Source organism: Methylobacterium sp. J-118 (genome assembly GCF_057836565.1).
Genome location: NZ_JBYQFA010000001.1, coordinates 4,557,546 through 4,569,311 on the forward strand (window position 1 = coordinate 4,557,546; position 11,766 = coordinate 4,569,311).

Consider the following 11,766-nt stretch of genomic DNA (forward strand, 5'->3'; position numbering starts at 1 on the left):
CGAGAACCGGCCCGGCGCGCGGGCGCGAACCCGAACAAGGACTTGGAGCCGGTCCCGATTGCAACACGATCGGGAACGGCTCTAGAACGAGGCCTCATCCGCGAGGTCCGGGTTAGCCGTATGATCACCCTCCGCCCCAGCGACGCGCCGGGACGACCATCCTTGAACCTTCTGACCGGCATCGCCGTCCCGACCGAGGCCGATATCGTATTCGACCGCACGCTGGTCGGACACAATTGGCATGACGTCGAGGCTGACGGCGCGGGCTTCCGCTGGATGGGCGCGACCGCGACGGCGACGGTCCGGATCGTCATCGACCGGCGCACCGACCTCGAGATCGGGGTGCATGTCGCGCACATCATCGACGCGGGCCGCTGGGGCGAGATCGCGTTCCACGTCGACGACCGCCCGGTCGAGGCCGAGGCGCGGACCGATGGCGGACGGCACTTCGTGATGCGCGCGCCGGCCCTGGGGGCGGCAGGGGCGGGGGCTCTGGATCCGTCGTCCGACACCGTCGACGCGGCGTGGTACCTCGCCCGCTACGCCGACGTGGCCGCCGCGGGCAAGGATCCGGTCGAGCACTACGATCTGTACGGGCGCACCGAGAACCGGTTCCCCAACGCGGCCGCCGAGGCCCGCCACGGCCTCGCCGTGCAGATCGACGCGGCGTGGTACCTCGCCCGCTACGCCGACGTGGCCGCCGCGGGCAAGGATCCGCGGGAGCATTTTCTGCTGTACGGCCAAGCCGAAGGTCGGTTCCCCAACGCCGCGGCCGAGTCCCGTCACGGCCTCGCCCGCTCCATCCTCGATGTCGGCATCACCGCGCCCTTCGCCGTCCAGCCGAGCCCGGCCGACCCGCGCCGCCTGTCGGTGGCGGTCTCGCGCTTGACGGTTCGCCCCCTCGGCGACGCGGCGCCGGACCGCGAGCGCGTGATCCTCACGGCCCCGGCTCTGCCCTATCTGCACCGCCTCGAGGCTTTCGCGGCCCCCGCGGACGGGTCGGGTGCCTCGGGGCTGTAGACCGGATGAGAACGAGGCTCTATAGCACGCTGCCGCTGCGCCCCCCTGTTCCACAGACCGCGTGGATGGACAGGCGGGATGCGCCGGTCGATCGCTGATCCGGCTTCGCGAACCTGACGACACCCGGGGCGGACCTGCGTGGTCCTGATCGGTCGGCAGGGTTGACGGTACGCCGTTTGAACTCGGATGAGCTTGGATGACGCGATGAGGGATCCGGACAGGGAGCGCGGGGGCAGCCCGGAGACGCGCCGGCCGCGCCAGTGCGACATGCTCTTCGACGGCAGCTTCCGTGGCAAGGGCTGGTTTCCGACTGAGAAGACGCCCCAATATTACTTCCGCTGGATGAGTGGCGAGTCGAGCGCGACGATCGAGCTGTCGGTTGATCGGCGCGCCGCTTTAGAGATCTTGGTCTACGTCCCCTACATCATCGATTTCGACAAGTGGGATGCGCTCAGCTTCGCCGTCGATGGCGTCCCGACGCCGTTCGTCCGGGAGAATACGGCCGTTCAGCAATCCGTCGAAATGAACTATTATACGCTTCGGGTCCCGGCGGCCCCCCATCACCAGGGTGTCACGGAACTCCGCATCGACGCGCCGTTCGGTGGCCGACCGAGTCTGGGCGATCCCCGCCGCCTGTCGATCGGTGTCTGTCGCGTCAGCGCCCGGCCCTCGCCACATCCGAGCGTCGAGCGGGCCCGGGCGAGCCTCGACGCGGCCGTGGCGGCCTACCTGCACACTCTCGCGGACCACGCGCCGGTGCGCGTGGTGGCATGACGGCGGTCCCATGAGCACGCGCCTCGCATCCGACGCGGTCTTCGACGCGATCCGGCATCTCCGCGCCTGCGTCGATCTCGCCTTCGAGGAACCGAGCCCCGCCAATGCGAGCCTCGCCACGCTGGCGCGGAACCGCTTCGTGCATCTCGTCCTGCACCATGACCCGGACGCGACCGCGGGTCTCCTGAGCACCGGCTCGTCCGCCCTGTTCCACGCGGTGGTGCAGGACGCCAAGCTGATCGATTTCGTCCTGGAACTGCCGGCGGCCCCGGCGGAGATCGTCGCGACCTGGAACGATCTGCCCAGGGGCGATGCGCGACGGCTCTTCGCCGGCCTGTTCCTCGTGCCGCCGCACGCGTTGCCGGAACTGACCCTGTTCATCGAGCAGCAGCGCTTCGACGACCTGTTGCTGCGCTACATCGCCTGGCACCCGAAGTGCTTCGGGACGGATGAGGAGCGGACGGTCTATTTCGACTATACGGTCAGGCTGTACAATCTCATCGCCGATCTGATGGAGCGATCGCCTCCGGGCCAGATCCGGCCGCTCCTGGAGCACGGCGTCGCCTCCCTCAAGAGCGGTGCGATCTATTCGTGCGAGGGCTACCTCGTGCCGTTCGCGCAGGCCAAGAGCCGCCTGATCCGAGCCTATATCCGGCGCAAGCACGGCCTCGACCCGGTGGAGTCCGGCCGCCCCGAGCCGCTTCCCCCGGACCGACCGATCCGCCTCGGCCTGCTCTGGAACGACGTCGACGCCCGCACCGAGAATTTCGTCGGCGTCGCGTCCTCGCGCCGGCTCAAGGCGCACGGCTTCCACGTGGTCTCGATCATCCATCACAACGGCTATTTCGGCGCCCCGGCGGACGATGCCGATACGCTGATCGGCCCGATCCGGGCGTTGAGCCACGACATCGAGAACCTGAACGGCAAGCCGGCCCTGAAGGACAAGGTGACGGCGATCCGGGCGCTCGATCTCGACTGCCTCATCTTCATGAACAACATCACGTTCGGCTACAACGAGTACGTCGCGCTGGCCACGCTCCGGCTCGCCCGCTGGCAGGCGGTGAATTTCTGCGCCGTCTTCACGACCGGGTTTCCGGCGATCGACCTCTATGTCTCGGGCGAGATCTCGGAGAGCGGGTCCGACCCGCAGGAGGGATACACCGAGCGCCTCGTGCGGCTGCCCGGCTCCTGCCTCGTGTTCGATCGGGACGCCGGCACCGGCCCGTCCCGCCAGTGGCTCGACATGACCGAGCTGCGCACGCCGGCGACCACGACGCTGTTCGCCAGCGGAGCCAATTTCTACAAGATCCACCCGGTCCTGTCGGAGACCTGGGCGCGCGTCCTGGCGGCGACGCCCAACAGCCGGCTGGTCCTCTACCCGTTCAACCCCAACTGGGATTCGTCCTACCCGATCGCGCGGTTCTGCCGGCGGCTCAGCCGCCAGTTGATCGCCCACGGGGTCGACCCCGCCCGGGTCACGATCGCGGGGCCCTGGAAAGAGGCCTCGGTCATCAGCACGCTGCTCGCCACGGTCGACATCTACCTCGACAGCTTTCCCCACAGTGGCGGTCTGTCGTCCCTCGACGCCCTGCGGCTCGGCATCCCGGTCGTGACGAAGCGCGGGCTGACCCAGCGTGAGAACCAGTCGGCCGACCTGCTCGAACTGCTCGGCCTCGGGGACCAGGTGACCGACACGATCGACGGCTATGTCGACACCGCGCGCCGGCTGGCGCAGGACCCGGCAGACTGGGCCAGCTACAAGATCGGCATCGCGAAGGGGCTGCACGACGCCCCGTTCTTCGACACCGAGTTGTACGCCCGGCGATTCGCCCGGGAGTTGAACACCGCCCTCACCACGACGCCGTCCGGCGCGGCTTGACGGAGTGTTCCATGGCCCGATCCATCCCCCTCGCGACCTCGCTCTCCCCGTTCATCAAACGCTACGTCGGTGAGGATTGCGAGATCGGGCACCTCTATCAGCACCGCTGCATCCAGAGCTGGCGCGAGAACGGCTTCGAGATCTTCAGCGTCAACGCGGCCGCCGAGGTCGACCTCGTCAAGGCGGCCTTCCCGGACGTCGAGGTCGTGACCGCCGAGCGGGACATGGCGGCCCTCTGCGGCAAGCCGCTGATCCCCCTCGCCGAGATGATCCAGGCGCTGCGCGCCACGGGCGCCCCCCACGGGGGCATCGTCAACGCCGACGTCTACGCGGCGGATTCGAACGTAGGCGCGCGGATGGCGTTCGATGGGCGCCACGCGCTCCTGTTCGCCAGCCGCTACGAGGTCGAGCACCCGTTCGGACGGCCGCGGGTCCTGTACAACAACGGCTTCGACGCGTTCTTCTTCGACATCGCCAAGGCCTCGGCGCTCGCCTGCGACCCGTTCACGATCGGCCTGCCGTGGTGGGACTACATGCTGCCGCTGGCCTTCATGACCGAGGGTCACACGGCCGCCTGGATCGACGGCTTCCCGATGCATCATCTCACCCACCGGGCGGGCTGGGACTTCGGCAGCTGGAGGCATTTCCACGACACGTTCCTGCAGCGGTTCGCCCCCAGCTTCGAGGCCCTGCGGCGCTCGGACCGGGCGCCGGAATTGCCGGCGCTGGATGGCATCGCCGCGACGCAGGCCCTGGCGCAGCGCTACCTCGCCTATGCCGAGGGGCGCGGCCTCGCGCACGACACGACGACGGTGGCGCATCGCTACCAGATCAACACCAGCGCTGCCGTCGTCGATCTGATCATGGAGATGGCCGGCACGTGGCAGTTCGATCCGCTGCGCCGCGAGAGCCGGTGAGTCAACGCGCGCGCCCGCCGAACCGGTATCCCCTTCGGCGGGCGGGCGCTCGCGCGCATCGTCCTGAACATCGGCATCAGGACAATGCGCCAGGTCTTTGGGTTGGCATCATTTTTTCCGAAAGCCGGAACCCACCTTTCGGGATGATGCTCTAGAGGAGACATCTGCGATGTCGATCCGGAACGCGCTCCTGTGCGGCCTCGTCGGGCATGGGGGCGAAACTGTCTCGTCCCGCGACGCGACATGGACTCGGACGCCGGAGGACACGCTGCTCCTCGCGATGCATCTCGTCGCGACCGACCGGCTGAACGAGGTCGCGCAGCTCTGCCGCCAGCACCCGGAGCTCGATGTGGCGGCGCTCGCCCAGTACGGCCTCTTCCTCGGGCTGACCCGAAACGTCAGCCTCGCCTTCCGGGCCTTCGACGTCCTCAAATCGACGGTCCCGCGCGAGAGCGGCGTCTGGCTGAACATCGCCTATCTCCAGGCCGTGTGCGGGCAGCCCACGGCCGCCTCCCGGGCGATCACGGTCCACGCCATCCTGACCGGTCGACAGCCGCCGAAGCTGGATCTGCCGGTCGAGGCCGGCGAGGATGTCGAGATCGGGGCGATCCGATTCATGCCGGGCGACGTGGCGATGCCGCTCCCCGAAGGCGACGGTGATTGAGATCGGGCGGCTCCCGGGGGCAAACCGCACGCGCGCGCGACCCCGCGTTCGGGCGCGGCGCCCGAGACGGGTCCAGGACCTGCCGACGCCGAACGCTCACGGGCTGGATAAGTCGCCGCGCCGTAGGCCGCGCCCCGATCGAGGCTTTGCCCCGAACGGAGAGCGGCTGCGGGACTTCGGACGAAAGACAATCCGAATCGAAAAGCCGGCGCATCGTCCCGGTTCCGGTATCCAGCGCGGTGCGATAGAGACTTTGCAGAATCGGCAGCCTCGACCTGCGCGGCCGCAGACGTTATTGCGGTCCGCAACAGGATACGAGCGGTGCTGGCCGCTGCGCCGGAAGGCCGGTTTCCTGCGCGTACCCGGCAGCCTTCAAGGTTCGGCGCCGCGTTCGATGCGCCCGCATCGTAGACATTGGAGCGAATGGACGACAGCATGGCCAACAACAAGCGCGCGCTGATCACGGGTGTCACGGGCCAGGACGGCGCGTATCTGGCGCAGCTGCTCCTGCAGAAGGGCTACGCGGTCACCGGGATCGTACGCCGCTCCAGCCATGCCGGCGTGTTCGACCACCGGCTGAAATGGCTGGGCATCCTCGACGATGTCGAGCTGGTCGACGGCAACCTGCTCGACCAGTCGGCGCTGCTGCGCATCGTTCAGACCGCCAAGCCCGACGAGATCTACAACCTCGCCGCGCAGTCGTTCGTCACCTCCTCCTGGCAGCAGCCGCTGCTCACCGGCCAGGTCACCGGCCTGGGCGCGGTGCACATGCTCGAATGCCTGCGCTCGGTCGCCCCGCAGGCGCGCTACTACCAGGCCTCGACCTCGGAGATGTTCGGCCTGATCCAGGAGGCCCAGCAGAGCGAGACGACGCCGTTCTACCCGCGCTCGCCCTACGGCGTGGCCAAGCTCTACGCGCACTGGATGACGATCAACTACCGCGAGAGTTTTGGGCTGCACGCCTCGAACGGGATCCTGTTCAACCACGAGAGCCCGCTGCGGGGCGTCGAGTTCGTGACCCGCAAGGTCACGGACGCGGTGGCGCGGATCAAGCTGGGCCGGCAGAAGGAGCTGCGGCTCGGCAACATCGACGCCAAGCGCGACTGGGGCCACGCCCGGGACTACGTGCAGGCAATGTGGCTGATGCTGCAGCAGGAGAAGCCGGACGATTACGTGATCGCCACCGGCCGCACGACGACGGTGCGGGACATGTGCGTGATCGCGTTCAAGCATGTCGGGCTGAACATCGACGACCACCTGGTGATCGACCCGGCCTTCTTCCGTCCGGCGGAGGTCGAGGTGCTGCTGGGCGACCCGGCCAAGGCGAAGGCGACCTTCGGCTGGGCGGCGCAGACCAGCCTCGAGGATCTCATCACCGAGATGGTCGACGCCGACATCAAGCGCCTCAGCGCCAACGCCTGAACCGATCCACCCTTGCCGTCTTGCGGCGGATCCTGCACCCGTCCAGCGCGGGCGGCGGGATCCGACGCCCAATCCTGGAGTCCTTCAGGTGTCCCGATCCACCGAAACTGTCAGGCCCGTGATCCTGTGCGGCGGGACGGGGACGCGGCTGTGGCCGGCCTCGCGGGAGAGCATGCCCAAGCAGTTCGCCCGGCTGGTGGATGCGCAAGCCTCGACCTTCCAGGCGACCCTGGCGCGGGTGTCGGACGCGGCGGTGTTCGCCCGGCCGACGGTGATCGCCTCGGCCGAGGCCCGGTTCATCGTCGCCGAGCAGCGCGACCAGCTCGGGCTTTCCGCCGACATCCTGCTCGAGCCGCAGGGGCGCGACAGCGCCGCCGCCGTGGCGGTGGCCGCGCTCCACGCCGGGGCGCGCGACCCGCAGGCCGTGGTCCTGATCATGGCCGCCGACCACGTCGTGCCCGACACCGCCGCCTTCGTCGAGGCGGTCGCCCGCGCCGCCGCCGGGGCCCGGGCCGGCTACACCATGACGCTCGGCATCGAGCCCGACCGGCCGGCCACCGATTACGGCTACATCCGCCGCGGCGAGCCGATCCCGGAGGCCCCGGGCGCGGCCCGGGTTGCCCGCTTCGTCGAGAAGCCCGACCGGTCCGGCGCCGAGGCGCTGATCGCCGAGGGTGCCCTGTGGAACTCCGGCTACTTCCTGTTCCGCGCCGACCTGATGCTGGCCGAGCTCGAGGCGTTCGCCCCCGAGGTGCTGGCGGCCGCCCGCGCGGCCCTGGAGGCGGCGGTGACCGACCTCGACTTCGTGCGGCTCGATGCCGAGGCCTTCGCGAAGGCGCCCAAGATCTCGATCGACTACGCGGTGATGGAGCGGACCGCCCGGGCCGGGGTGCTGCCGGTGTCGTTCCCGTGGTCGGATGTCGGCACCTGGGACGCGGTCTGGCAGGTGCTGGAGCATGACGCGGCCGGCAACGCGGTGCGCGGCCGGGTCTCGCTGATCGGGACGCGGAACAGCCTCGTGCACAGCGAGGGCGGCGGGCTGACCGCGGTGGTCGGCCTGGAGGACGTGGTGGTGGTGTCCACCCCCGACGCGGTGCTGGTGGCGTCCAAGGCGCATTCGGGTCAGGTCAAGGAGCTGGTCAACGCGCTGCGGGCGGCCGGCGAACCGGAGGCGGACGCGCATCTGCGGATGTACCGGCCCTGGGGCTGGTACCAGCGGATCGACATCGGCGAGCGGTTCCAGGTGAAGCGGATCCAGGTGGTGCCGGGGGGGCGGCTGTCACTGCAGAAGCACTTCCACCGGGCCGAGCACTGGGTGGTGGTGCGCGGCACCGCCGAGGTGACGATCGACGATCGGGTGGTTCTGGTCCACGAGAACGAGGCGATCTACCTGCCGATCGGCTCGATGCATCGCCTGGCCAACCCGGGCAAGATCCCCCTGGAGCTGATCGAGGTCCAGGTCGGCTCCTACACCGGCGAGGACGACATCATCCGCGTCGAGGATATCTACGGGCGCTAGGGCGCCCTCCGCCGGAGTGGACACCGGCGCTCAGCGCCCGGGCGGGGCCGCCCCTGCGACGCGCATACGCCCCCATATCCCTGGCCGCAGTCGCATCCCTCCAAGTCCCCAGGCCGCGCCGCAGCAGACCCGATGATCCAAGCGCCCCCCCCTCAACACGCGAGCACAGACGGCGCGGCGTCCGGATCGGCGGGCGGCGACATCGAGGGTTTCGTCGACACCTTCAGCGGCCATCGTCTTGCAGGCTGGGCCCACGATCGCAGCGCACCGGGGCGCCGTCTCCGTATCGAGATCGTCAGCGGTGACGACGTCCTCAGGGTGACGGCCGACGAGGAGCGCAAGGACGTGGCGGCGGCGGGCCGAAACGACGGCTTCTGCGGCTTCTCGGCAGCCCTGCATCTCGATGCCGCCGGGCGCGACCTGATCCACGTCCGGGAGGCCTCGACCGGAACCCCGCTCGCGGGATCGCCGATCGATCCCGCAGCGGACAGAGCGCCCGCCCCGCCGATCCCGTGCGGGATCGAGGGCTACATCGATTTCGTGGATGGCAATCGCATCGTCGGCTGGATCCACGATCGGACGATCCCGGGGCGGCGTCTGCACGTCGCCGTCAGCGCCGGCGATCTCACGGCCACGCTCGTCGCCGACCAGTTCCGCCAGGACGTCGCCGCGAGCGGCCTGAACGACGGCTATTGCGGCTTCGAGTTCGCCTTCGACCGTCGCGCCGTCGGAAGACGCCTGATCCACGTTCGCGAAGTCTCCCTGGGACTCGAACTCGGCGGCTCGCCGTTCCGGCCGGATCTGCTCAACCGCATCGCCACGCTCGGCAACGGCAGGGCGCTCGACCTGCTCCGCACGGAAGCGGTGCGCATCCTCTCGACCGCCTCCGGAGGCCGGTCGTGAGCGGTTGCGACGGCGGAGGCAGCGCCGAAGGTTCACGACATCGGTCGCGGCGCCAGCTCGATCGGCTCCTCGAGACGGCGCGGCCCGATCAGGACCCCGAGGGTCTGATCACGCGCTACGTCGCCTTCGAAGTGGCGCGGTCGGAACGCCATCGGGACTTCGTTCCGGATGGCGACCTGATCGAGCGGATGCGGGTGTTGTATTGGTATCTGACGGAGAGCAACGTCTACCACCGCCTGCCCGTACCGCTCTCTCGAAGCCAGATCGACTTTCTCAACGCGCCGATGCCGCTGCTCGGATTGGCCGCGGAGGTGAGCATCGCCGCGTACGCCTTCATCACGCAGGACTTCGAGCCCGGCATCGATCTCCATGATGTCGCCGCGCTGAGGCGGGCACTCTACTGGTGGGCCGTCGAGCGCGCAGCGCAGATCTGCCCCGGCGGCGATTTGATCACGCCGGCCCAGGTCCGGATGCTGTGCGCCGCCGACGACAGCACCGCAGCCCGCGATTTCGCGCTGACCTATTTCCTGCGCACCTACCACGCGTCGGACGCGGCCCTCCAGGCCCTGGACCTGAATTCCGACGCCGGACGCGCGACGCTGGTGGCGATCGTCCTGCTGCGCGCCCTGGAGAAGCCGCATCTCGTGCGCCTTCTGCCCTGGAACACCGTATCACCCCTGCTGCACAGCATTGAGCGCGATCGGAGCCCCCTCCTCACGGATCTGCTGGCGGTGGCCCTGGGACAGCCGGGTTCGCCGGACTCCGCGCGCGCCGAAGGCCTGAGCGCCCGGATCCGCGCCCGATACGGGGATCACGGCCCGAATGCCCGCGCATCCCTCCGGCCTGCGCCCCTCGAAGGCGGGGCCGGCCTGCCGTTTCTGCGCGATCCCCGGTTCAGCGACGGTCCGGAAGCCGGAGTCGCGGTGATCGGCCCGACACGCGCGACGTCGGGGCTCGGCCAGGCCATGCGGCTGTCCCTCGAGATCCTCGCGAGCGCCGGCCGATCACCGGCACAGCTCGATTTCTTCCCCGGCAATCCCGCCCCAATCGGGTTCACGGCCCGCGCGACGCCAGCGCCCCGTCTCGAACGACCGCGTCGGATCAACCTGATGCATCTCAACGCAGAGGTCGTCCCCCACGCCTTCGCCCTCCTGGATCGCCGCATCACCCAGGATTCGTACAATATCGGCTACTTCTTCTGGGAGCTCGACACCGTTCCGGAAAGCCACCGCCTCGCCCTCGATCTGCTGGACGAGATCTGGGTGTCGTCGGAATACAATCGCGAGACGTACGCGCGCGCGACCGCGACACCCGTCTACAACGTCGGCATGGCCGTGGAAGCGGTCGCCGATGTGTCTCCCATGCCGCGCGCCGGCCTCGGATTACCGGATGAGGCGTTCGTGTTCCTCGCCACGTTCGACTCGTTCTCGTTCGTCGAGCGAAAGAACCCGCTCGGCGTGCTCAAGGCGTTCCAGGCCGCTTTCCCAGCCTCCGCCGGCGAGCCGGTGGCGCTCGTTCTGAAAACGCAGAACCGGAGCCGCATCGTGAGCGCCGAGCAGCTGCGGACCTGGACGTCGATCGACGCCCTCGCTGCCCGCGACCCCCGGATCACCATCCTCGATCAGACGCTGAGCTACGACGCCCTCATCGGCCTCAAGAGGTCCAGTGACGCCTATGTCTCGCTGCACCGTTCCGAGGGCTGGGGCTTCGGCCTCCTGGAGGCCATGCAGATCGGGTTGCCGGTCATCGCGACCGGCTATTCGGGCAACATGGATTTCTGCTCGCCGCAGACGGCCTTTCTGGTCGATTACACGTTGGAACGTCCGCTCCCGACGGATTACGTCTATGTCGAGCGTGCGAGCCGTTGGGCGGAGCCGTCGATCGACGCGGCGGCCACGGCGATGCGGACCGTGTACAGCGCCCCCGCGGAGCGGCAGGCGCGCGCGACGGCTGCGCGGCTCCGGGTGCGGGAGGATTTCAGCGTCGCAGCGATCGCGCGCCGCTATGCGGCCCGGCTCCAGGCGATCGAGGCCGCGCACGGCCTGCCGGGGTAGCGGGCCGGGCATCGCGGCGCCGCGCGACGGCCGGGCCGAGCGGCGCCGCGTCCGTCAGGATCCGGCCGGCGCCTCGACCGATCCGGCAGCACCGAAGGGTCCGGGAACGGCCTCAGCGGCCGCCCCCTCCGGAGAACCCGCCGACATTGCCCGACAACGTACTGGACGTCCCCAGGGGCAACCCGTTCACGTCGGTATCCAGATTCTGCTGCGGATCGGAGAGACCGCCGGGGGCCGGATTGAAGGGCTGGATCGGTTCCGTGGCCGGGCGACCGCCCGCCAGCGGACGCGTGACCCGCTCCGGCCGGACGCTGTCCATGCACAGATCCTGGCAGAGGGGTACCATCAGGTCGGTGGGCTGACAGATCGGCCTCGAGACGCCTTCGACGCAGGTGCAGCGACAGAGCGCCAGGGCCGGCGTCGGCAGGAGAAGGAGTGAACAGCCGAGCAGAAGCAGGCGCATGGCGACCGGTCCAAGGGCCCATTCGGGCAGGGCGAGAGTGTAGCAGCCGGGCCGTTCGTTGGCACCTCCGCGTTTCCCAATCGGGGCGCCCCCTTTCGGGGTCACGGGCCGCACGACGGCTGGTGCGGGACAGGCGCAGCGCTCCGCCGGA

Annotated in this window: 10 protein-coding genes; 9 read left to right on the forward strand and 1 reads right to left on the reverse strand. The window is 69.3% G+C overall.

Translation table 11 applies throughout. The features are described from left to right. The first annotated feature begins 162 nt into the window (after positions 1-162). From AC3IF3_RS22285 to AC3IF3_RS22325, 9 genes are all read left to right on the forward strand, one after another. On the forward strand, positions 163-1,020 hold the full coding sequence (locus AC3IF3_RS22285; RefSeq protein WP_489230354.1) for a hypothetical protein: 858 nt from the start codon (positions 163-165) through the stop codon (positions 1,018-1,020). A 267-nt stretch (positions 1,021-1,287) separates the two neighbouring features. Further along, on the forward strand, positions 1,288-1,794 hold the full coding sequence (locus AC3IF3_RS22290; RefSeq protein WP_489218249.1) for a hypothetical protein: 507 nt from the start codon (positions 1,288-1,290) through the stop codon (positions 1,792-1,794). Between the two features lie 10 nt (positions 1,795-1,804). Beyond that, a complete protein-coding gene (locus tag AC3IF3_RS22295; protein WP_489218250.1) occupies positions 1,805-3,673 on the forward strand; it encodes an O-linked N-acetylglucosamine transferase family protein in 1,869 nt (622 codons plus the stop codon). Positions 3,674-3,684: 11 nt separating this feature from the next. Continuing rightward, positions 3,685-4,590, forward strand: a complete 906-nt coding sequence (locus tag AC3IF3_RS22300; protein ID WP_489230355.1) for a hypothetical protein — start codon at positions 3,685-3,687, stop codon at positions 4,588-4,590. Positions 4,591-4,759: 169 nt separating this feature from the next. Continuing rightward, positions 4,760-5,254, forward strand: coding sequence for a hypothetical protein (locus AC3IF3_RS22305; RefSeq protein ID WP_489230357.1), 495 nt, complete (start codon positions 4,760-4,762; stop codon positions 5,252-5,254). A 423-nt stretch (positions 5,255-5,677) separates the two neighbouring features. Beyond that, positions 5,678-6,676 (forward strand): GDP-mannose 4,6-dehydratase, encoded by a 999-nt coding sequence (gmd, locus tag AC3IF3_RS22310; protein WP_489218252.1) that lies wholly within the window; start codon positions 5,678-5,680, stop codon positions 6,674-6,676. A gap of 88 nt (positions 6,677-6,764) precedes the next feature. Then, positions 6,765-8,195, forward strand: coding sequence for a mannose-1-phosphate guanylyltransferase/mannose-6-phosphate isomerase (locus tag AC3IF3_RS22315; protein ID WP_489230358.1), 1,431 nt, complete (start codon positions 6,765-6,767; stop codon positions 8,193-8,195). A 318-nt stretch (positions 8,196-8,513) separates the two neighbouring features. After that, positions 8,514-9,098 (forward strand): hypothetical protein, encoded by a 585-nt coding sequence (locus AC3IF3_RS22320; RefSeq protein WP_489230359.1) that lies wholly within the window; start codon positions 8,514-8,516, stop codon positions 9,096-9,098. After that, entirely contained in the window at positions 9,095-11,152 is a 2,058-nt protein-coding gene (locus tag AC3IF3_RS22325) for a glycosyltransferase (protein ID WP_489230360.1), read from the forward strand. The genes AC3IF3_RS22320 and AC3IF3_RS22325 overlap by 4 nt, the downstream gene beginning before the upstream one ends. A 112-nt stretch (positions 11,153-11,264) precedes the next feature. On the opposite strand, the gene AC3IF3_RS22330 is transcribed toward AC3IF3_RS22325, so the two are convergent. Beyond that, entirely contained in the window at positions 11,265-11,615 is a 351-nt protein-coding gene (locus tag AC3IF3_RS22330; RefSeq protein ID WP_243967679.1) for a hypothetical protein, read from the reverse strand. Positions 11,616-11,766: the final 151 nt, after the last annotated feature.